Origin of the sequence: Kribbella sp. DT2 (genome assembly GCF_049844575.1) — a bacterium.
Taxonomy (GTDB): Bacteria; Actinomycetota; Actinomycetes; order Propionibacteriales; family Kribbellaceae; genus Kribbella.
Genome location: NZ_JBNCLH010000003.1, coordinates 192,932 through 214,052, shown reverse-complemented (window position 1 = coordinate 214,052; position 21,121 = coordinate 192,932). Strand labels below are relative to the sequence as shown.

19 protein-coding genes are annotated in these 21,121 nt (G+C 69.6%); 10 read left to right on the top strand and 9 right to left on the bottom strand.

The features are described 5' to 3' along the window. Window positions 1-5: 5 nt before the first annotated feature. The 5 genes from ACLQ2O_RS14465 to ACLQ2O_RS14445 all read right to left on the bottom strand — a co-directional run bounded on the left by ACLQ2O_RS14465 (window position 6) and on the right by ACLQ2O_RS14445 (window position 4,968). Window positions 6-848, bottom strand: coding sequence for an ABC transporter permease (locus ACLQ2O_RS14465; protein WP_425831339.1), 843 nt, complete (start codon window positions 846-848; stop codon window positions 6-8). After that, complete coding sequence (locus ACLQ2O_RS14460; RefSeq protein WP_425831337.1) at window positions 841-1,632, bottom strand: ABC transporter permease; 792 nt, start codon at window positions 1,630-1,632, stop codon at window positions 841-843. Before ACLQ2O_RS14460 ends, ACLQ2O_RS14465 begins: the two co-directional genes overlap by 8 nt. A gap of 625 nt (window positions 1,633-2,257) precedes the next feature. Next, window positions 2,258-3,100, bottom strand: coding sequence for an alpha/beta hydrolase (locus ACLQ2O_RS14455; RefSeq protein ID WP_425831335.1), 843 nt, complete (start codon window positions 3,098-3,100; stop codon window positions 2,258-2,260). Between the two features lie 372 nt (window positions 3,101-3,472). Then, a complete protein-coding gene (locus ACLQ2O_RS14450; protein ID WP_425831333.1) occupies window positions 3,473-4,090 on the bottom strand; it encodes a MarC family protein in 618 nt (205 codons plus the stop codon). Beyond that, a complete protein-coding gene (locus ACLQ2O_RS14445) occupies window positions 4,087-4,968 on the bottom strand; it encodes a PHP domain-containing protein (RefSeq protein WP_425831331.1) in 882 nt (293 codons plus the stop codon). Before ACLQ2O_RS14445 ends, ACLQ2O_RS14450 begins: the two co-directional genes overlap by 4 nt. Window positions 4,969-5,087: 119 nt before the next feature. On the opposite strand from ACLQ2O_RS14445, the gene ACLQ2O_RS14440 reads away from it, so the two are divergent. Then, window positions 5,088-5,492, top strand: coding sequence for an NUDIX hydrolase (locus ACLQ2O_RS14440; RefSeq protein ID WP_425831329.1), 405 nt, complete (start codon window positions 5,088-5,090; stop codon window positions 5,490-5,492). A gap of 84 nt (window positions 5,493-5,576) precedes the next feature. Further along, on the top strand, window positions 5,577-6,344 hold the full coding sequence (locus ACLQ2O_RS14435) for a GNAT family N-acetyltransferase (RefSeq protein ID WP_425831327.1): 768 nt from the start codon (window positions 5,577-5,579) through the stop codon (window positions 6,342-6,344). On the opposite strand, the gene ACLQ2O_RS14430 is transcribed toward ACLQ2O_RS14435, so the two are convergent. Continuing rightward, window positions 6,329-6,916: a histidine phosphatase family protein gene (locus tag ACLQ2O_RS14430; protein ID WP_425831325.1), complete on the bottom strand. Its 588-nt coding sequence runs from the start codon at window positions 6,914-6,916 to the stop codon at window positions 6,329-6,331. The two genes, ACLQ2O_RS14435 and ACLQ2O_RS14430, sit on opposite strands and share 16 nt — an antisense overlap. 152 nt (window positions 6,917-7,068) lie before the next feature. On the opposite strand from ACLQ2O_RS14430, the gene ACLQ2O_RS14425 reads away from it, so the two are divergent. From ACLQ2O_RS14425 to ACLQ2O_RS14400, 6 genes are read left to right on the top strand one after another with little or no spacing between them, the layout of a single operon-like run. Further along, entirely contained in the window at window positions 7,069-8,118 is a 1,050-nt protein-coding gene (locus ACLQ2O_RS14425; RefSeq protein ID WP_425831323.1) for a LacI family DNA-binding transcriptional regulator, read from the top strand. A 55-nt stretch (window positions 8,119-8,173) separates the two neighbouring features. After that, complete coding sequence (locus ACLQ2O_RS14420) at window positions 8,174-9,466, top strand: sugar ABC transporter substrate-binding protein (RefSeq protein ID WP_425831321.1); 1,293 nt, start codon at window positions 8,174-8,176, stop codon at window positions 9,464-9,466. 3 nt (window positions 9,467-9,469) lie between these two features. Beyond that, entirely contained in the window at window positions 9,470-10,348 is an 879-nt protein-coding gene (locus tag ACLQ2O_RS14415) for a carbohydrate ABC transporter permease (protein ID WP_425831319.1), read from the top strand. After that, window positions 10,348-11,160, top strand: coding sequence for a carbohydrate ABC transporter permease (locus ACLQ2O_RS14410; RefSeq protein WP_425831317.1), 813 nt, complete (start codon window positions 10,348-10,350; stop codon window positions 11,158-11,160). The genes ACLQ2O_RS14415 and ACLQ2O_RS14410 overlap by 1 nt, the downstream gene beginning before the upstream one ends. Before the next feature lie 37 nt (window positions 11,161-11,197). Next, entirely contained in the window at window positions 11,198-12,781 is a 1,584-nt protein-coding gene (locus ACLQ2O_RS14405; RefSeq protein ID WP_425831315.1) for a glucoamylase family protein, read from the top strand. A gap of 54 nt (window positions 12,782-12,835) precedes the next feature. Then, window positions 12,836-14,695, top strand: coding sequence for a GH39 family glycosyl hydrolase (locus ACLQ2O_RS14400; protein ID WP_425831313.1), 1,860 nt, complete (start codon window positions 12,836-12,838; stop codon window positions 14,693-14,695). Here the strand turns inward: ACLQ2O_RS14400 and ACLQ2O_RS14395 are convergent. Further along, window positions 14,692-15,195 carry a MaoC family dehydratase gene (locus ACLQ2O_RS14395; protein ID WP_425831311.1) on the bottom strand — a complete coding sequence of 168 codons (504 nt, stop codon included), beginning with the start codon at window positions 15,193-15,195 and terminating at the stop codon, window positions 14,692-14,694. The two genes, ACLQ2O_RS14400 and ACLQ2O_RS14395, sit on opposite strands and share 4 nt — an antisense overlap. A gap of 86 nt (window positions 15,196-15,281) precedes the next feature. Continuing rightward, a complete protein-coding gene (locus ACLQ2O_RS14390; RefSeq protein ID WP_425831309.1) occupies window positions 15,282-15,797 on the bottom strand; it encodes a general stress protein in 516 nt (171 codons plus the stop codon). A 98-nt stretch (window positions 15,798-15,895) separates the two neighbouring features. On the opposite strand from ACLQ2O_RS14390, the gene ACLQ2O_RS14385 reads away from it, so the two are divergent. Both ACLQ2O_RS14385 and ACLQ2O_RS14380 read left to right on the top strand, forming a co-directional pair. Beyond that, complete coding sequence (locus tag ACLQ2O_RS14385) at window positions 15,896-17,014, top strand: magnesium and cobalt transport protein CorA (protein ID WP_425831307.1); 1,119 nt, start codon at window positions 15,896-15,898, stop codon at window positions 17,012-17,014. 62 nt (window positions 17,015-17,076) lie between these two features. Further along, window positions 17,077-18,093: an ArsR/SmtB family transcription factor gene (locus tag ACLQ2O_RS14380; RefSeq protein WP_425831305.1), complete on the top strand. Its 1,017-nt coding sequence runs from the start codon at window positions 17,077-17,079 to the stop codon at window positions 18,091-18,093. A 43-nt stretch (window positions 18,094-18,136) separates the two neighbouring features. Here ACLQ2O_RS14380 and ACLQ2O_RS14375 read toward each other — a convergent pair whose 3' ends face one another. After that, a complete protein-coding gene (locus tag ACLQ2O_RS14375) occupies window positions 18,137-20,917 on the bottom strand; it encodes a BTAD domain-containing putative transcriptional regulator (RefSeq protein WP_425831303.1) in 2,781 nt (926 codons plus the stop codon). Window positions 20,918-21,121: the final 204 nt, after the last annotated feature.

Below are 21,121 nucleotides of genomic sequence, written 5' to 3'. Positions count from 1 at the left end.
ACGATTCAGCTCCCTGTACTGCGGTAGCGGCGGAGACCGCCTCGCCAGGCCAGCGACGCGATCGCGGTCATGGCGACCGCGACAGCCGGGGCCAGCAGGCCGATCCAGGACGGCAGGCCCAGCGGGGCCGGCTTGCCCAGTACGTAGAGCACCGGGTAGTAGTTGACGAAGGCGAGCGGTACGACGAACGTGACGGCGCGGACGACCTCCTGGCCGAAGACCGCCAGCGGGTACTGGGTGAGCTGCTGCCCGCCGTACGTGAACGAGTTGGCGAGCTCGGCCGAGTCGATCGCGACGAACTGGAACGCGCCGCCGAGCACGAAGATCGCGGCGAAGATGACCGCGCCGCTGACCAGCGAGACGAGCAGGAACACCAGCTTCAGCCAACTCCAGTCGATGTCGACGGCACCGATCCCGAGACCGAGGATCAGCCCGGCCTGCAGCGGCCGGCCGAGGCGCCGGAGCGCGAAGTTGTCCGCGATCGCCTGGATGAACGCCGGGACCGGCCGGACCAGCCAGACGTCCAGGTCGCCGTTGCGGATCCGCTGACCGATGCGTTCGATCGAGCCGGTGAGGAGGTCGGCGATGCCGAGCGTCATCGACGCGGTCCCGTACAGCAGCGCCATCTGGCCCAGGTCGAACCCGCCGAAGCTCCGGATGTGGCTGAACATGATCAGTACGGCGACGAAGTCCGTCACCGTGACCAGCGCCGACCCGATCAGCAGGAACACGAACGACGCCGGGTAGGCCAGCGACGACCGGATCCACATCAGCACCAGCATCCAGTACTGCCCCGGCCAGGCCATTGCCCTGCGCAACGAGATCCCGACCGCGCCAGGTTCAGCCACCCTGGATCACCACCTTCCGGGTCGCCAGCACGGTCGCGAGCCGGCCGATCAGCAGCAGCACGACGATCCAGCCGAGCTGGAACCCGAGCGCCTGGGCGGGGACGTTCCGCCCGAGCCAGACGTCGATCGGTACCTGCATGGTCGCGGCCCACGGCGTCGCCCGCGCGAACGCGCCGAGCCAGCCCGGGAACACCACCAGCGGCAGGATCGAGCCGGAGAAGAACAGCGACAGCACCAGCGCGAGCCCTTCGAGTCCGCGCGAGTCGGTGATCCAGAAGCCGGACAGCGCGACCAGGTACCGGATGCCGAAGCTGACCAGGATCCCGAACACCAACGCGATCCCGACCGCGAACCCCTGCAGCGCCGTCGAGGGGAACCGCAGGTCGAAGACCAGCGAACCGACCAGCAGCGGAACACCGCCGCGAGCGATCAGCTCGAACCCGGCCCGGCCGGCGTCCATCGACAACCACCACAGCATCAGGTGGGTCGGCCGGTACAGGTCGACGGCGATCGCGCCGGTCCGGACCCGCTCGCCGAGCTCGACGGTGGTGCTCGCGCCGAAGATCCCGATCGGCACCAGCAGCCCCTGCTGCAACCAGACGAAGGTGAGCGCGTCGGTCACGTCGTACCCGCCGAGGTTCGGCCGTTGCTCCCACAGCGTCAGGTACACACCGCAGAAGATGAACCCGAACACGGTGTTGGTGAACGCGCCCGACACAGTAGCGATCCGGTACGTCGAGAACCGGCGGAACGACCGGACCGCGATCGCCCAGTAGACGCCCACAGCAACCTCCTTTCACACACGTCGAGTGGTGTCCGAAGGCACAGCGGCACGCTGAACTACCCCGAATCCTGAAGGACCCGGGGGTTCGGACACCACTGTGGCGGCACGCCGAACGCGCCGTTGTCAAGGGAAGAAACGTGACGCTACGCGCCCCCGCCACCACCCGTCAACCGAGTTGCTACAACTGGCAATCCCCCGCATGCCAACGCACCAAAGCCGGCAAGCTGGGAGGTCCGTCAGGGCGCCTAGGACGAAGGATGCGGTCCGGCAGAGCGGCAGGTGACGGGGCAGCCGACCTGCCCCGGGCACAGCAGACGGACGGGCCAATAGGACGAAGGACGCGGTCCGGCGAGCGGCAGGTGATGGGGAAGCCGACCTGCCCGGGGCACAGCACGCGGACGGGCCTGGCAGGCGGTCAGGCGGTCAGGCGGGGGCGGCCCCGACCCGCCCTTCAACAGGTGGGCGGGGCGGTAGCTCACGCGGCGGGGCGGTAGCTCACGCGGACCGGTCGGACTCGGCGGGCGCGGGCGCGGGCGCGGGCGCGGGCGGCAGGTCATACCGCCGGGAGTGCCCGGGTGTTCGGCGTACGGGTGGCTGGTCTTCGGCTGGTGGTGGGGCGTGGTGGTCAGCTGGTTTGGTCGGACTCCAGTAGGCGGCTCAGGAGGGTGGCGAACTGGGCTGGGTGGGAGGCGTAGCCGGTGTGGCCGCCGGGGAAGGTGACTACTGGCCAGCCGACTTCGTCGGCGATGACGGCGATGGGGCGGGCGGGGAGGTGTTCGGCGGAGTCGGCGCCGGCTGCGGGGACGATCTTGGCGGCGATCTCGCGGAGTGCGTCGAGGTCGGGGCGGTAGCGGGTGAAGGGCAACAACTTGTGGGCGAAGAACGTGTTGGTGTTGCCCATCATGCGCTCGACGGCGTGCCGGTACTCCGGGCGCAGGTCCTCCGGCGCCGGCTGGTCGTCCTCGTCGAGCCCGAGCCCGCCGGCGAACAGGTGGAGCGCGGGGACCGGACCGTCGGTGGTGTACGTGCTGTGGACGTCCTCGAAGAACGCGTGCGCGGTGGTTGCGTCGGGCAACACGTCGACGGCGGGCGGCTCGTGCGCGATGAGCATGCGGACGCGGTCGGGGTGCCGAGCGATCAACTCCAGCCCGGTGATCGCGCCGGAGGAACTACCGAACACGTACGCCGCCTCGCCACCACCGACAGCGTCGATGAGCGCCAGCGCGTCCTCAGCGGAACGGTCCACCCGCTCGTCGGTCGCCTTCCCGTCGTACGGGCTGCGGGAGTTGCCTCGGGGGTCGTAGGTGATCACGGTGTAGTCGGCGGCCAACTGGCCGACGATGGAGTCGAAGATGCCGCCGTCGGTGAAGCCGCCGGCGATCAGCAGCAGGACCGGGCCGCTGCCGGTGACCTCGTAGTGCAGCGTCGCGCCCGGTACCGCCAGCTTGTTCACGGTCTTCGTGGTCATGGTCACCCCTCTGTCGTTCGGTGACCTCCACTGTGCCGCCACCCGCTGGCACGCCACGCACACGGCGCTGGTACGGCGGTCGGGCAGCCTGACGCAGCTTGGGGCCGGCAACCACCTGGGCCGCGGTTGGCCTGTCGGAGGACGACCGGGATGCCGGGGGGAGGTCGGCGGTCGGGCTGGGGCTGTGGCTACGGCGGGTGGGCTGGGCCGCGGGCTGCGGTAGCTGGATGGGGCGGTTCGGCAGGCAGCGCTGGTAGCCGGGTGAGGCGGTTCGGCGGCGGCTGGGTGTGGCGGTTCGGCGACGGTGGCCGGGTGTGGCGGTTCGGCGCCGGTAGCCGGGTGAGGCGGTTCGGCGGCGGCTGGGTGTGGCGGTCAGCCGGCCTTGATGAAGTCGGAGACTGCGTCGGCTACCAGTTGGACGGCGATGGCGCTCAGGAGGAGGCCGGCGATGCGGGTGACCAGGAGGACGCCGTTTTCGCCGAGGATGCGCATGATGAGGCCGGAGAAGCGCAGGGTCAGCCACATCACCAGGTGGATGAGGACGATGCCTACCGAGATGGCGACCACCTCAGGGAGGGAGCCGTCGGCGCGTTGGACGAAGACCATGGTGGCGACGATGGCGCCGGGGCCGGCCAGGAGGGGGGTGCCGAGGGGGACGAAGGCGATGTTGACGTTCTTGGTCTGGACCGGGTCCTCGGCGGTGTCGGTCAGCAGCTGCAGGGCGATCAGCAGGAGCAGCAGGCCGCCCGCGGCCTGGAGGGCGGGGAGGGTGATGCCGAGGTTGTGCAGGATCTGCTGGCCGAAGGCGGCGAAGACGACGATCACGCCGAAGGCGACCAGGACCGCCTGCCAGGCGGCCTTCTTGCGGACCGCGCGGGACTGCCCGGCGGTCAGCGAGATGAAGACCGGGACCGTGCCAGGCGGGTCCATGATCACGAACAGCGTGACGAAGACCTCGCTGAGCAGGCCGAAGTTGATGACGGAGCTCACGGCAGGTAGGCCTCGGGCACCTGCGCGGAGCTGGCCGCGGCGTTGACCTTGGCGACCTCCAGCAGGCGCTGGAACTGCTCCGGGTCGGTCGAGTTCACCCCGAGCTCGTGGTTCACCTTGCCGAGCCCGTGGTGGTCGCTCGAACCGGTCCAGATGATGCCCAGGTCCTCGGCGATCCCGCGCAGCGTCTCCCGCGACTGCGGCGAGTGGTCCTGGTGGTCGACCTCGATCCCGGCCAGGCCGTGGTCGGAGACCAGCTGGGCGATGGCCTCGGCGGTGACGACCTTGTAGCTGGAGCGGCCCCACGGGTGCGCGATCACCGGTACGCCGCCGGCGGCGCGGACCATGTCGATCGCCTGGCCCGGGTCGATCGCGTAGTGCGACACGTGGCCCGGACGGCCGTCGGCCAGGAACCGGTCGAACGCCTCACCGCGGTCCGCAACCGTGCCGTTGGCGACCAGGGCGTCCGCGACGTGCGGGCGGCCGACCGACGGCGTACCGGTGGCCTGGGCGAGCACCTCGTCGACGGTGAGCTGGACGCCCATCCCGTTCAGCCGGGCGACGATCGACGGGATTCTGTCGGTGCGGCCGTCGCGGACGATGCGCAGCTCGTCGGCCAGCGGCTGGTACGACGGGTCGGGCAGGTACGCGAGCAGGTGGACGGCGATCCCCTGCAGCTTGCAGGAGATCTCGATCCCGGGCACGAAGCCGATCCCGAGCTCCTCCGCGGCACGCCGGCCCTCGGCCCACCCGTCGGCCGTGTCGTGATCGGTGAGCGCGATCACGTCCAGGCCGTCCCGCTTCGCGTGCGCGATCAGGACGTCGACCGGGTCGGTGCCGTCCGAGCGGTTGGAGTGGGTGTGCAGGTCGATGCGCACGAGCGATCAGGATCCCTTCTCTGGACAACAGAGACAGTTCTCGACAAGACAGATCAGTTCTGGACAAGTCTCGGCACTGATGCTATCCGGACCGCGCCCTTCTCCTTACTGTTATCCGCATGGAGCGTGACCGGGTCGACTGTGTCGGGGCCCTCGTGTACGACGAGCAGCACCGCCTGCTGCTGGTCCAGCGGGCGCACGAGCCCGGTCGCGGGCTGTGGTCGTTGCCTGGCGGGCGGGTCGAGCCGGGCGAGGACGACCCGACCGCGGTGGCCCGCGAGGTCGCGGAGGAAACCGGTCTCCGAGTCGTCGTCGGGGACCTGGTCGGTGAGGTCGAGCGGGAGGCGCCGGGCCGGCGGCTGTACGTGATCCGCGACTACCAGGCCGAGCAGGTCGGCGGCAGGCTGCGGGCCGGTGACGACGCCGACGACGCCCGCTTCGTCAGCCGCGACGAGTTCGAGAACCTGCCGACGGCGACCCTGCTGGCCTCCACGCTGGCCCAGTGGAACGCCCTCCCCGGCTGAAACGCAGTCCGGCTGAAGGCAGAAAGCGCAGTCCGGCTGAAGACACAGGCGACTTCGCTCCGTGAGTGTGCCGATACTGGGCAGATGCTGATCCAATCAGTCGAGGACAACGCAGCCGAGCTGCTGCTGGCAATGGGCACAGCAGGCGGCGGCGTACGGCGTGACGACGCGAAGGTGCGCTGGACGATCGGCGGGTCGCCACTCGATTACCACAACGCGGTGGTCGCCGCCGATCTGCCGGCGGACGAGGCTGACGCCGTGATCGCCGAGTCGCTTGACCTGATGAAGGCCCACGGAGTGCCGGGATGCTGGCACGTGGGCCCGTCGATGCGGCCCACTGATCTGGGTGAGCGCCTCATCACAGCCGGATTCACGGACGGCGGCCGCGAGCCGGCGATGGCGATCGAGATCAGCAAGCTGACGAAAGAAACTCCGGGTCCGCCAGAGCTGGAGATCACCAGAACAAGCACGGACCAAGAGCTGACTGTCTGGGAGCACACACTCGGCCAAGGGTTCGGCGAAGGACCGCCCGAGGCGCAGTGGGTCGCCGAGATCTACCGCCGGGAAGGGTACGACGACCCCTGGCGCCACTACCTCGCAAGGCTCGACGGAAAACCGGTGGCAACGGCAACTACTTTCCTGACCGAGAACGTCGCCGGGGTGTACTTCGTGATGACCGTGCCCGAGGCCCGCAGACAGGGAATCGGCGCCGCGATCACCCAGTACGCCGTGCAACAGGCAGAAGACGCAGCGCAGTACGCGGTGCTGGAGGCGTCAGCTGCCGGCAAGGATGTCTACGCGGGCCTCGGGTTCCAGCAGGTCGGCGAGGTCGCGCTCTACGAGTTCCACTGATGGATCACCGGTGAACCGCGTTCCCAGCCGAGGATCGAGACCGTGGCGGTGTTGAGCACGAAGTGGCGACCCTCCGTCACGCCGAGCTCGAGCCAGCGGGCGGTGAGGGCACGCAGCGCGTGCGAGTGCCCGAACGCCAGTACGTCGCCGTCGACCGCCGCGATCCGGGCGTTCACGCGGTCGAGGCGCGTCGCGACCTGAGCAGGCGTTTCACCGTTGGGTACGGGGTTGGCCCAGACCGTCCAGCCGGGCACGGTCTCGCGGATCTTCGCGGTGGTGATGCCTTCGTAGTCGCCGTAGTCCCACTCGACCAGGTCGTCGTCGACCTCAGCCTCCGGGAAGCCCGCCAACTCGGCCGTACGCCGGGCGCGCTGCCGCGGGCTGGTCAGCACCAGGTCGAAGTCGTGCCCCTGCAGGCGGTCGCGCAACTCCCCCGCGATCCGCTCACCCTCCGCGGTCAGCGGCAGGTCGGTGGTGGACGTGTGTTTACCCGACTTGCTCCACTCGGTCTCGCCGTGGCGGACCAGCCAGAGCCGGTCCTTCCGCTCCCCTGACGCTGCGTGTGTGGTCACCGCGCCATCGTCCCAGACATCGCCCGAAGACGACGTACGAAGCAGCCCGAACCCTTGACCAACCACCCCGGGACAAGGCAGGGTCGAAAACTGTAAGCGCTTCCACTTTGCCGGCACTCTTTGCCAGGCACCCTCCCGAAGGAGTCCCCGCGATGCCCTCCGGACCGACCGGCAGGCCGGCGACGATCTACGACGTCGCCGCGCTCGCGCAACTGTCGATCGCGACGGTCTCGCGCGTCCTGCAGGGCACCGGGCCGGTGTCGGCCAAGGCCCGCGCCCGGGTCGACCAGGCGGCGCACGAGCTCAACTACGTTCCGCTGCGAGCCGCCCGAAGCCTCGCGGTGCAACGTCACGAAGCGCACGGGCTCGTGCTGCCCGACCTGGCCGGCCCGTTCTACGGCGACCTGCTGATGGGGTACGAGCGGTGGGCGGGCGAGCACGGGCAGAGCGTCGTCCTGACCGTTACGCACGGGAATCCGCATCCGGCCAGGACCGTGCGCGACCTGGCCGGCCGGGTGGACGGGATCGTTGTCCACGGCAACGCTCTCGGGCTGGACGTGATCCAGGACCTGCGCCGCGCGAACGTGCCGGTGGTCGTCGTCGCGCACCCGCCGGTGACCGGCTGCGACTCGGTCCGGACCGAGAGCGCGGCGAGCGCCGAGCGGCTGACCACGAGACTGCTGGACCACGGGCGGAAGGAACTCCTGTTCGTCGGTGATCCGGCCAGCTCGTACGACGTGTCGCAGCGCTACGCGGGGTACGCGAAGGCGCTGGGCGCCCGAGGGCTGCAGGTGCCGGCGCCCGAACGCACCCCACTGACCGAAGCAGGCGGCGCCGGCTTCGCCGCAAAGTTGCTCGCAGCAACGACCCCGGGCGGGCGGACGGGGGCGAGCGGGCGGACGCGGTTCGACGGCCTGGTCTGCGCGAACGACGAGATCGCGCTGGGCGCCGTACAGACGCTGCGGGACGGTGGCATCGGCGTGCCCGAAGACATGGTCGTGACGGGGTGGGACGACGTGATGGCGGCGCGGTACGTGTCGCCGGGGCTGACGACCGTACGGCAGCCGATGGCCGAGCTCGGCCGGCTGGCCGCCCAGCGACTGCACGAACGCGTGACCGGGGAACGTACCCGGGCGCGCAACGACGTACTACCGACAGAACTGGTGCTGCGGGACTCCTGCGGCACCGCACCGGGGGCTTGATCGTCGGGGAACTGGCACGGCACGGCAACAGCAGTAGACAACCGAGGAGACGAGCATGATCACCCAGAGCACCCGCCACCGGCTGGTGACCGGCGGCGCCGTACTCACCGCCGCGGCGCTGGCCCTGTCCGGCTGCGGCCGGTCCGAGGACTCCCCCGAGGCCGCACCGCAGGCGTCCACCAGCATCGGCAGCGACCCGGCCACCGGCGAGCTGACCGTCTGGGCGATGGGCACCGAGGGTGAGAACCTGCCCAAGCTGACCGCCGCGTTCGAGCAGGCGAACCCGGGCGTGAAGGTCAAGGTCACGCCGATCCCGTGGGACGCCGCGCACAACAAGTTCACCACCGCGATCACGGCACAGTCACTGCCGGACGCCGCGATGGTCGGGACCACCTGGATGGGTGAGTTCGCCGACCTCGACGCGCTCGACCCGACCCCGGCCGGGATCGACTCCAGCAGCTTCTTCCCCGGCGCGCTGGACACCACCAAGGTCAAGGACGTCAGCTACGGCGTGCCCTGGTACGTCGAGACGCGACTGGTCTACTACCGCAAGGACCTGGCCGCGAAGGCCGGCATCACCACGCCGCCGACCGACTGGGACGGGCTGAAGACGATGGCCAAGGCGATGCAGGAGAAGGCCGGTGCGAAGTACGGCATCAACCTGCAGCCGGGCGGTCAGGGCTCCTGGCAGACGGTGATGCCGTTCTCCTGGTCGGCCGGGGCGAACATCACCTCCGACGACGACAAGGAGTTCACGCTCGACACGCCGGAGATGCAGGAGGGGCTGAAGTACTACCAGTCCTTCTTCACCGAGAAGATCGCCGGGACCGACCTGCCGCCGAACCAGACCGAGGCGCAGTTCGTCAGCGGCCAGGCCCCGATGTTCATCTCCGGGCCGTGGATGGCGGGCTCGGTCGCCAAGCTCGGCGGCGACAAGATCAAGCCGAACATCGGCGTCTTCGAGCTGCCGAAGAACAAGACCTCCACGTCCTTCGTCGGCGGCAGCAACTTCGTGGTCTTCAAGGCGAGCAAGAACAAGGACAGCGCCTGGAAGCTGGTCAAGTGGCTGTCCGACGGCAAGACGCAGGCCGACTGGTTCAAGCTGTCCACCGACCTGCCCGCCGTCCAGGCGGCGTGGAAGGACCCGAGCATCGCGAACGACCCGCTGCTGCCGGTGTTCGGCAAGCAGCTGGAGACCGCGAAGGCGCCGCCGGCGATCGTGAACTGGGAGCAGGTCGCGACCGCGTTCGACACCGAGGTGGAGAAGATGACCAAGGCCGGCCAGTCCCCGGCCGACACCGCGAAGGCGATCCAGACCAAGGCTTCGTCGATCGGTACCGGTAGCTGACCGATGCGATCGCTGAGGCGCGAGACCGCCGCCGCGTGGATCCTCGTCCTGCCGTTCGTGGTGCTGTTCCTGGCCTTCACGGCCGGGCCGGTGCTGGGCTCGTTCGGGATGAGCTTCACCGACATCAAGCAGCGTGACCTGCGGACGCCGTTCGCGGTCGAGGGCGTCGGTCTCGACAACTACGTGAAGGCCCTGTCCGACGAGACCTTCCGCAAGGCCGCGTTCAACACGGCGTACTTCGTGGTGGTCGGCGTCCCGCTGACGCTGGCGGTCGCGCTGGCCGCGGCGGTGCTGCTGGACCGCGGCATCAAGCGGTTCCAGGGCCTGTTCAAGGTCGGCTACTACCTGCCGGTGGTGACCTCGATCGTCGCGATCGCGGTGATCTGGCGGTTCGTGCTGGCCCCGGACGCCGGCCTGCTGAACACCGTGCTCGGCTGGTTCGGGATCGACGGGCCGAACTGGCTGGCGTCGAAGACCTGGGCGATGCCGTCGCTGATCGCGATGGCGGTCTGGCGCAACTTCGGCTCGGCGATGATCATCTTCCTAGCGGGGCTGCAGGGCATCCCGGCCACCGTGGAGGAGGCCGGCCAGATCGACGGTGCGGGCCCGTGGCAACGGTTCCGGTACTTGATCGTGCCGTTGCTGCGGCCGACCATCCTGTTCACCAGCGTCACCACCGGGATCGGTTACCTGCAGTTCTTCGAGGAGCCGCTGGTGATGACCCAGGGCGGTCCGCTGAACTCGACGCTGTCGGTGTCGATGTACACCTACCAGCAGTTCGGGTTCGGCAACTACGGGCTGGCCACGTCGATGGCCTACATCCTGTTCGTGGTGATCGCCGTGATCACGTTCATCCAGTTCCGGCTGCTGAGGGAGAAGTGATGCGCCGTACCTGGTGGATCTACCTGATCGCCGTGCTCGGGCTGGTCGCGGTCGCCGCGCCGTTCGTCTGGATGCTGCTGGGCAGCTTCAAGACCCAGGGCGAACTGCTCCAGGTCCCGCCGACCTGGTTGCCACAGGCACCGACCACGCAGAACTACGACGACCTGTTCAACAAGGCGAACTTCCCGCGCTACTTCTTCAACTCGACCGTGGTGGCGCTGGCGGTGACGGCCGGCAACCTGGCGTTCTGCTCGATGATCGGGTACGCGCTGGCCAAGCTGCGGTTCAAGGGCCGCAACGCGTTGTTCGTGCTGGTGCTGGCGACGCTGATGGTGCCCGGGATGGTCACCTTCGTACCGCTGTTCGTGTTCGTCACCAACGCCGGGCTGGCCAACAGCTACCCCGGACTGATCCTGCCGTTCCTGGTCTCGCCGTTCGGCGTGTTCCTGATGCGGCAGTTCTTCTCCGGGCTGCCCGACGACCTGATGGACGCCGGGCGGGTGGACGGCACCAGCGAGCTGGGCATCTTCGCCCGGATCATGCTGCCGCTGACCCGGCCCGCGCTGGCCACGCTCGGCATCCTGACCTTCCTCGGCTCCTGGAACAACTTCCTCTGGCCGCTGGTGATCGCCCAGACCGAGGACAAGTACACCCTTCCCGTCGCCCTGGCGCTGTACTCGACCGGGCAGAACGCGCAGAACTACGGCCTGCTGATGGCCGGCGCGGTCGTGGTCGTCGTACCGGTGCTGGTGATGTTCGTGATCTTCCAGCGGCACGTCACCAAGGGCATCGCCATCACCGGACTCAAATAGCACAGCACCGGACTCAAGTAATCGCTAGGAGACGTAGATGACCGCCAACATCAGTCGCCGCACCCTACTCGCAGCCACCGGAACAGCCGCCCTCGTCGGCACGGCACTTCCCGCGTACGGAGGAACAGCTTCACCAGCTGATCAGCTGAAGGGCGGCTGGAAACCCAACCGCCAAGATCGCGCCCTGGTCGGCCGCTGGGCGCGTGACACCTGGCGCAGCCTCGTCGCCATGACGGACGAGAAGACCGGCCTGCCCGCCGACAACATCGGCGCCTCGGTCATCGATCCGGTGCGCAGCCAGTACACCTCGCCGACCAACATCGGCGGCTACCTGTGGAGCACGGTGGTCGCCCGGGAGCTCGGCATCATCTCGCCCCACGAGTCGCTGCGCCGGCTCAGCCAGACCCTCACCACGATGACGAGGGTCGACCACCACGAGCCGAGCGGCATGTTCTTCAACTGGTACGACGAAGCAACCGGCGAGGTCCGCTCCGTCGATCCCGACGGCACCCGGCCGATCACGCCGTTCGTGTCCAGCGTCGACAACGGCTGGTTCGCGGCCGCGCTGATGGTGGTGCGCAACGCCGAGCCGCGGGTCCGCCGGCTGGCCGACGGGCTGCTGGGCAAGATGAACTTCGCCTACTACTACAACCCGGACGCGCGTCCGGGCGTCGGCGCCGGCCTGATGCGCGGCGGCTTCTTCGAGACCTCGCCGCCGGACGAGGAGACCGACAAGGGCAACCACGCCGGGACCGGGCCGGACGTGTACTACCGCAAGTTCCACTACGACACCTGCAACACCGAGGCCCGGATCGCGCCGTACATCGGGATCGCGCTCGGTCAGGTGCCGGCCGCGCAGTACTTCGCGACGTACCGGACCTTCCCGGACTCGTGCGACTGGTCGTGGGTCGAGCAGCGGCCGGTCGGCGTGCACCGCACGTACCTCGGCATCGACGTGTTCGAGGGCAGCTACTCCTACCGCGGGATGCGGCTGGTGCCGTCGTGGGGCGGCGACATGTTCGAGTCGCTGATGCCGGACCTGTTCGTGCCCGAGGGGCGTTGGGCTGCTCGCAGCTGGGCGATCAATCACCCGCTGACGGTCCGCGCGCACATCGAGCACGGGCTGAAGGAAGCGAAGTACGGCTACTGGGGTTTCTCGCCGGCCTCGAACCCCAAGGGCGGCTACAGCGTGTACGGCGTGGACGCGATCGGGATGGACCCGACCGGCTACCCGTCGGACCTGGAGGCGACCAACTTCGACGCGGGCTTCGAGGGCTGCCGCGACGGCGTGAACCCGACGCCGGCGTACGGCGACGGCGTGGTCACCCCGCACGCGGCGTTCCTCGCGATGCAGTACGCGCCGCGGCAGGCGATCGACAACCTGGCCAAGATCGAGTCCCGCCTCAAGGCGTACGCCGGCGGCGGGTTCTACGACTCGGTCGCGGTGAAGTCCGGGCTGATCGCCAAGCGCTACCTGTCGCTCGACCAGGCGATGGTGATGGGGGCCATCGGCAACGTGTTCGGCAACGACGTGATCCGGCGCAACTTCAGCCGCGGCGCGGTCGAGCGGCGGGTCAAGCCGCTGATCGCGCTGGAGCAGTTCACCGCCGGCCTCGACTGACAACCTGGCCGCATGCTCGTACTTCGGACGCAAAGAGGAGATTCGGGGAGTTTGATGGATACAGGCGCGAAGGCCGACTGGGACGCGCGGATCGCGGTCCGTAGCGACGAGGCCCGGGAGTTCGAGTTCCCGGACCTGGATCCGCCCAAGGAGGTGAGCGCGGTCGGTGGCGTCGGCCAGGTGACGGTCGACTGGTCGCTGGTGCCCGGCGCGGTCGGGTACCTGATCCTGCGCGGCCTGGAGGACGGGCCGCTGGAGCCCGTCGACCACCACAGCGGTGACGTGCTGTCGGTGCCGCTGCCGCCGTACGTGGACACCACCTGCACACCCGGTACGCCGTACAGGTACGCCGTGGCGAGTGTGGCGGAGGTGACGGTCGCCGGACGGGCCAGTGAGGTCGTCGGGGCGGTGCCGCTGGTGGCTGACGGGGCTGTCCCTGTGGTGCGTGTGGCGGTGGACGCCGTGGGCGAAGGGGTCGAGCTGCCGAAGCCGTGGGTGCCCATGGTCGGTAGCGAGCGGCTCAGCCAGCTGCTGTGCACCGATCTGAGCGGCGGCCGGGAGATCGGGCCGGAGCTGGAGCAGGCGCTGCGCAAGATGCACGACGAGATCGGGGTGCGCACGGTGCGGGCGCACGCGATCTTCCACGACGACACCCGGGTCTACACCGAGGTCGACGGCGAGCCGGTCTACGACTTCTCGGTGGTCGACGCGATCTACGACAAGCTGCTCGGCCTCGGGCTGCGGCCGGTCGTCGAGCTCGGGTTCATGCCGCGCGACCTGGCGTCGGACCCGTCCAAGACGGTCTTCGAGTACGGCGCGATCATCTCGCCGCCGCACTCGTACGAGCGGTGGGGCGAGCTGGTCACTGCCCTGGTCCAGCACCTGGTCGAGCGGTACGGTCCGGACGAGGTGCTCGGCTGGGACTTCGAGGTGTGGAACGAGGCGAACCTCGAGGTCTTCTGGTCCGGCACCAAGGCCGAGTGGATGCACCTGTACGACGTGACCGCGGCCGCCGTGAAGGCGGTGGACCAGCGACTGGCCGTCGGCGGGCCTTCGTCGGCCGCTGCTGGCTGGGTGGACGACCTGCTCGCGCACGCCGCTTCGGTCGGGTCGCCGGTCGACTTCGTGACCACGCACACCTACGGGAGCCCGCCGCTCGACGTACGGGCTTCGCTGGAGCGGCACGGGTTCGGTGACGCGCGGATCCTCTGGACGGAGTGGGGCGTCACGCCGACCCACTTCAACCCGATCAACGACTCGGTGTTCTCCGGGGTGTTCCTGCTGCGCGGCATGAAGTCGGCGGCGGGACGGGTGGATGCGCTGGCCTACTGGGTCGCGTCGGACCACTTCGAGGAGCTGGGCCGGCCGCCACGGCTGCTGCACGGCGGCTTCGGGCTGCAGACCGTCGGCGGGCTGCCGAAGCCGCGCTTCCACGCCATGTCGCTGCTGAGCCGGCTGGGGCCGGTGGAGCTGCCAGTAGCTCTCGACGGAGACGGCGCGGGGAGCCTGGTGGAGGCCTGGGCTTCGCGGGACCGCGAACGGGTCGCTGTGCTGCTGTGGAACCTCACGCTCGACCAGACGAAGGCAGGCGGCGACGCGGACCTCAGCCGGACGGTGGAGCTGAAGGTGCCAGGCGTGGACGACAACTGGGTCGCAACAGTGACCTACCTGGCGGCGGGCGCAGCCGGCACGCCGCCGGAGCGGGCCGACTCAGGTGGCGCGCAGACCAACTCGGGCGATTTGGCGGCCGAGGCCGCCGACCTCGGCGTCGGAGACTGGCCGACCGACGCCGAGTGGCAGCAGCTTGCCGCGCGCTCCGCGCTGCGGAGCGAGCGCGTCGCGCGGGACGGCGACCTGGTCCGGCTGACGCTGCCGATGCCGTCCGCCGTACTGGTGGAGTTCCGGCCCGTCTAGCTGAGAGGCGTGGGGCGGCCTGGTTGTTCGCCGCCCCGCGCTTCCAGGTAGGAGTTCTTCGGGACCATCACCTTGCGCTTGAACAGGCAGACGACAGCGCCGTCCTGCTTGTAGCCCTTGGTCTCCACGTACACGACGCCGCGGTCGTCCTTGGACTTCGACTCCCACTTGTCCAGGACGACGGTCTCGCCGTAGATCGTGTCACCGTGGAAGGTCGGGGCGACGTGGCGCAGCGACTCGATCTCCAGGTTCGCGATCGCCTTGCCGCTCACGTCGGGCACCGACATGCCGAGCAGGATCGAGTAGATGTAGTTGCCGACCACAACGTTGCGCCCGAATTGCGTGGTCTCTTCGGCGTAGTTGCTGTCCAGGTGCAGCGGATGGTGGTTCATGGTCAGCAGGCAGAACAGGTGGTCGTCGTACTCGGTGACCGTCTTGCCGGGCCAGTGCTTGTAGACCGCACCGACCTCGAACTCCTCGTAGCTGCGCCCGAACTGCATCCGGTGCTCCTTCCGTTCCGGCCCATGCTGCCCGGTCCGGCCGCACCCGCGCAGCCCCCCACGCCAGTGGTCTTGCTCTCAGTGCTCTAGCTGGACTGCTCTGGCAGGCGGGGCGTGACCTCGCCCTTCAGCGCGAGCTTGGCCAAGTGGTTGCGGGCTTCCTCGGCGAACTTGAAGTCGCAGAGCACGTCGTACGTCGTGGCGACGACCGCGGTGCGCGAGGTGAAGTCGCGGCGGCCGCCGAGCTGGGCGTAGCCGATCGCGCCGAAGGCCATGCCGAAGATCGCACCGAGCACGACGCCGGTGACCAGCGCGGCCAGCCAGCCGCCGTCGCTGGTGAACAGGCCGAGCAGGACGCCGACGAACAGGCCGAACCACGCGCCGCTGGCCAGGCCGGCGGTCAGCGCCCGGGCCCAGGTCAGCCGGCCGGTGATCTTCTCCACCTGCCGCAGGTTGTTACCGACGATCGTGGTGTGCTCCACCGGGAACTTCTCGTCCGAGAGGTAGTCGACCGCTCGCTGCGCCTGCAGGTAGGTGTCGTACGTGCCGATCGTCAGCCCCGTCGGGCGGGGGTCCATCGAGGGCATGCGCTGGGTGGTCATCGTCGTTCCTCTCCGAGTTGCTTCCATCCCATCATTGCCGACGCGTGGTAAGGACAGCGCGGCAGCCACACCGGCGGGGCGTTGATAGCCTCGCGTCGATGACCGGACGAAGGTGGGACATGGGCGCCTCCCGGCGCGTCGGACGGGTGTTCGCCCGCCGCCCCGGCGTCCCCGCCGTCCCCGACGTACCGGCGTTCGACCTGGTCGGCAGCGGCAAGCTCGACGGCGCCCTGATCGACTGGGCCTACTACCGCGACGGCCGGCGCGACACCCACGACGGCAACTACGTCGACGCCCTGCAGCGGGCCCGGCGCGGCGAGGGCTACGTCTGGATCGGCCTGTTCGAGCCCGACGAGCACCAACTGGCCGTGATCGGGCAGGAGTTCGGCCTGCATCCGCTGGCGCTGGAGGACGCGACCGAGGCGCATCAGCGGCCCAAGCTCGAGCGGTACGGCGAGATCCTGTTCGCCGTCCTGAAGACCGTGCGGTACGTGCCGCACGACGACCTGACCGCGACCAGCGAGGTCGTCGAGTCCGGTGAGGTGATGGTGTTCTGCGGGCCCGGCTTCGTGATCACCGTCCGGCACGGGGACCACGGCGAGCTGACCGGGCTGCGGCAGGAGCTGGAGAAGGAGCCGAAGCGGCTGGAGGCCGGTCCCGGCGCGGTGCTGCACGCGATCGCCGACCACGTGGTCGACAGCTACCTGGCGGTCGCGGCCGCCGTACAGGCCGACATCGACCAGATCGAGATCGAGATGTTCAGCCCGCGCGGCTGGCGCAACATCGACCGGGTCTACCAGCTCAAGCGCGAGGTGCTGGAGCTGAAGCGGGCGGTCGCGCCGCTGACCGGGCCGATGCGCGCGCTGGCGACGCTGCGGCACCCGATGATCGCCGACGAGACCCGGGACTACTTCCGCGACGTCGACGACCACCTGCTGCGGGTCAAGGAGCAGGTGATCTCGTTCGACGAGCTGCTCAGCTCGATCCTGCAGGCCGGCCTGGCCCAGGTGCAGGTCTCGGAGAACGAGGACATGCGCCGGATCTCGTCCTGGGTCGCGATCATCGCCGTCCCGACACTGATTGCCGGTGTCTACGGGATGAACTTCGACCACATGCCGATCCTGACCACCAAGTACGGCTACTACGTCGTGCTGGGCGTGATGCTGGTCGCCTGCGCCGTGCTCTACCGGTTGTTCAAGAAGAACAACTGGCTGTAGCTGTTGTGCTACGTCGCGTGCCTTTGGTTCAATGCAGGTGAGCTGTCTGCAGGGGAGGCTTCGTGCTCCGCATCCACTTCACCCCGCGCGACCTGGCCCGGGTGACGATCTCGACCACGCCCGCGCCGCTGTGGGAGATCCTGCTCAGCCTGCACATGCTGCAGCACTCCGACGGCCGGCTGGTGTTCGACGACTGGCGGCGGCACGTCCGGACCAAGGTCGCACCGGACCAGATGCGGCTGCTGCTCGAGCTGATGCCTGCTCGCGGCTACTCCCCCGACTTCCTGACCCCGGCCGACTGCCCGTCGGACTTCGACAGCGCGCTGGAGAAGGCGCTGGCCACTCCGCAGCAGCAGGTCCGGTCCGAGCTCGACCTGCTGAGCAAGTACCGGCCGGTCTCGCCGTGGACCCGGGAGCTGGCCCAGGGCGACCGCTCGGCGATGCGCAAGCTGGGCAACGCGATCCGGACCTACCACGACGCCGCCATCGCGCCGTACTGGAAGTCGATCGGTACGCACGTGGCCGCGGACCAGGCGCACCGGGGTGACGCGCTCGCCCGGCACGGTGTGGACCGGCTGCTGTCGTCGCTGCACCCGCGGGTCCGCTGGGTCGCGCCGGTGCTGCAGGTGCTCGACATGAACGACCGCGACTTCTACCTGGACGGCCGCGGCATCGAACTGCAGCCGTCCGCGTTCTGCTGGCAGGTGCCGACCAAGCTGCGTGACCCGGGCCTGAAGCCGATCCTGGTGTACCCGATCCAGCACGCGCCGGGCATCCTGCGGCAGTCGTCCGACGCGGGCCGTCCGTCCGACGCCCTCGGCTCCCTGCTCGGCTCCACCCGCGCCGCGGCGCTGGAGGCGGCTGTAGAGGGCTGTACGACGACCGAGCTGGCCAAGCGCTGCAACATCTCACCGGCCGCGGCCAGCCACCAGGCGACCGTGCTGCGCGAGGCCGGACTGATCACCACCCGCCGGGCGGGTGCGTCGGTGAAGCACGAGGTCACCCAGCTGGGTATCTGGCTGCTGTCCGGGTACGGCTCCGGCGGGCTGCGTCACGGCACGCGGGCCGTCACTTCCTAGCCGACTGTCACGGTCTGGCCAGCCATCACTTCCTAGCTGGTCCTCACGTCCTGGCCAGCAGGTCCTCGACCTCGGCGCGCAGGTCGTCCAGCAGCCCTTGGCCGTGGTCGTCGATCAGTTCGAGCGCGTAGATCCACGCCTGCTCGGCGGCGGCGTCGTCGGTGCCCTGCCAGGCGCGGCCGAGCCGGACCTGCGCACCGACCGCCGCGGCAGGGCTGCCGATCCGCAGGTTGAGCATCACCGCGGCCGCGAACCGTTCGGTGGCCAGCTCGATCTCCCCGAGGCCGACGTACGCCTGGCCCAGGGTGTCGTTGACGTAGCACAGCGGCCGCAGGTCGGTCAGGTCCTTGCAGATCCGGACGCACTCGATCGCGGTCAGCCGCGCGTCGGCATACCGGCCTGACTCGTTGTAGGTCATCGCCAGGTTGTTCAGCAGCCCGGCGGTCGCGTGGTCGTCCTGCTGGGCCCGGGTGATCTCCAGCGCCGCCCGCTGGTGCTCGACGGCTTCGTCGTACGTGCCCTCGAGCTGGCGCAGGAAGCCGAGGTTGCCGCGGACGAGCGCGATACCTGCCTGGTTGCCGATCCGGGTGAACATCTCCAGCGCCCTGGTCAGCTCCGCGTCTGCCTGCACCAGGTCGCCGCGTGCGCCGTGGCTGGTCGCCAGCTGGTTCGTCGCCAGTGCCGCGAGCATCGGGTCGCCGACCAGCCGCGCGGACTCGGCGGCGACCTGCTGGATCGCCAGCGCCTCGTCGGGGCTCACCAGCCGCGACAACGCGTTCCACAGCAGCAGTCCGAGCCGTGCGGCCTGGGCATGCATCCCGCGGGCGGCACCACTGAGCACCATCGCCATCAGCCCGCGCAGCTCCAAGTCGAACCACGCCCGCGCGGCCGGCTGGTCGGCGAACGTCAGCGGGACCGTCCCCGGCAGCGGCTGCTCGACGTAGTGCAGCTTGCGCGGCTCACCAAGCACCAGCCGCGCCGCGACCGCCGACTGCACCGCCCAGTCCAGCAACCGCTCCCAGGCCGCGTCGACGTCGTCAGTCGCCTTCGCCAGTTCCTCTGCCGCGTACGCACGCAGCAGGTCGTGCAGCTGAAACCTGTTGGCGCTGGCCTCTACGGCGAGGTGCAGGTCGGCCAGTCGCCGCAGAAGCTTGCCGGCTGTCCTGGCGTCGTGCCCGGTGAGTGCTGCCGCCGCCTGCGGCGCGAAACGTCGCCCTGGATAGATGCTCAGCATCCGGAAAAGCCGTGCCGCCTCCGGGTCGAGCGTCCGGTACGACCACGAGAACACCGCCCGCAGGTCGGTCGCCGGATCGTCGCTCGCGTCGAACGCGTCCAGCTGGTGCTCGGTCAGCTCACCGACCAGCTCGGCCAGTGCCGAGCCGGACCGCCGGGCCACCTGCTCAGCGGCGATCACCAGCGCCAGCGGCAGGTGGTTGCAGCGCTCCGCCAACTGGTCGAGCAACTGCACGTTCCCCGAGTCCAGCAGCCCGATCCGGCCGGACAGCAGGCTCCTGGCGTCTGCCGTCGACAGCTGGTCGATCGCAACCTGCCGAGCACCCTCCCGCGCGACCAGGCCACGCAGCCTGCTCCTGCTGGTGATGAGGACGACCGCGCCCATCCCCGGCAGCAGCGGCCTGACCTGCTCGGCGTTGAGCGCGTTGTCGAGCACCACCAGCACCCGCTGCCCAGCGAGCGTGGACCGCAGCAGCGCACTCCGTCCGCCCACCTCCGCCGGGATCTGCGAAGCCGGTACGCCGAGAGCATGCAGCAGATACCCCAGCGCCACCGGGGGGTCCACGGGTGCGCCCGGCCCGTAACCGCCCAGGTCCATGAACAGCAGCCCGTCCGGGAACTGCTCAGCGACCAGGTGACTCCAGTGCACTGCCAGACTGGTCTTCCCGACTCCGCCTGGTCCGTGCAGCACCACTGCAACCGTGCTCTCGGGGTCACGTCCGGCCAGTACGCCGTCCAGCTCGGCCAGCAGCTCCCTGCGGCCGGTGAAGCCGAGTACGTCGGACGGCAGCTGGCTCGGCGCGACCCGGCGCGACGGCCTGGTCCGTGTGCCGGTCAGCTCGTCGTACACGGCACGTAGCTCGGCGCCCGGGTCGACGCCGAACCCATCGGCGATGCGGGCGCGCATCTCGTCGTACAGCTCGAGTGCCTCGGCGGCCCGGCCGCTGCGGGCCAGCAGCCGGAGGAAGCGGGCCCAGAGGGACTCCCGCAACGGGTACGCCACCGTGAGCCTGCGTAGCTCGGACAGCTCCTCACCGAGGCTCTGCGCGTCGTTCTGCGAGGCCCTGTCCAGCGAGCGCAGGTCGAAGCGCCGCTCGACGGCTGCCAGGTACTGCTCTTCGAGGCGCGGCAGCTCGATCGACTCCAGCCAGTCGGACCGCACACCGGCGAACGGCCGACCGCCCCACAGCAAGAGCGCCTCGTCGATCGCCGCCCGCTCCTTCACCCGCTCGCGGGACTGGGCACCAGTCCGCAGCAGCCTCGCGAACCGCAGTACGTCGACCTGTTCGGGCTCGACGCGCAGGCTGTACCCGGTCGGCCCCGTGGCCACCAGCTCAGCGCCGACAGCGCGCCGCAGGCGGGTCATCAGCGTGTGCAGGCTCGGACCGGCGTTGGCCGGCGGCGACTCGCCCCAGATCCGCTCGACCAGCAACGCCGTCGGGACGCTGTCCCCGGCGGTCAGGGCGAGGATCGCGAGCAGCGACCGCAGCCGGTCCCCGCCGAGCTCGATCGCCCGGCCGTCCACCCGCACCGCGACAGCGCCGAGCAACCGGATGGCGACCTGCGGCCGCCCCAGCCCTCTTGCCGTCATCTGTCTCCGCTCCCCGGCCGACCCGCCGCAGAATATCGCCTGGGAACGATCTCCAGCCATGCGTCACCACCCTGGGTGACAGCCGCACCCAGCGTTGACCCGTCCGCCTGCCCCATCGTGCACGGAACGTGTGCGACGTGGCCGGTGACAGGAAGTTGACAGGGGTTCCTTGCACGATGGGTGGTGGAGAGAGGAGTACCTGTC